Consider the following 574-nt stretch of genomic DNA (forward strand, 5'->3'; position numbering starts at 1 on the left):
TCCATGTCAACGGTGTAACGGTGAAAGCCATTGCCGAGCGTGTTCAATACTACGATGCCGACGGTAAACTCGTAACTGAATCATTCAAAGACTATACCCGCAAGACGATGGCAAAACAGTTCACCTCGATGGATGACTTTGTTAAGCGCTGGCAAGATGCCGATAAAAAGCGAGCAATCATCGATGAACTGGCAGAAGAAGGCATCATCTGGGAAGCATTAGAGCTGGAAGTCGGCAAAGATCTCGACCCATTCGACATGATTTGTCATGTCGTGTATGACCAACCAGCACTCACCAGAAAAGAACGCGCTGACAACGTCAAAAAGCGCAACTACTTCACTAAGTACGGTGAAACGGCTCAGCAGGTGTTGAACAACTTATTAGACAAGTACGCAGACGAAGGCGTTCAAGAGATTGAAAATATTCATGTACTCAAAGTTAAGCCTTTTGACGAGATGGGACGCCCTGCTGAAATCGTCAAAAAGTGCTTTGGTGGTAAAGAGCAATACTTAGAAGCGATTTCTGAATTGGAAGCTGAGATTTATCAATCAGCCTAATCACCACAACCCCGCAT

1 protein-coding gene is annotated in these 574 nt (G+C 45.3%); it reads left to right on the forward strand.

Going from position 1 to position 574, the window contains the following annotated elements; genetic code table 11:
* Positions 1–557, forward strand: a 557-nt coding sequence (locus tag R7044_RS26975; RefSeq protein ID WP_318141751.1) for a type I restriction-modification enzyme R subunit C-terminal domain-containing protein, incomplete at its 5' end; no start/stop codon positions are given.
* Positions 558–574 lie beyond the last annotated feature (17 nt).

The organism is Vibrio sp. 1402, from assembly GCF_033340275.1.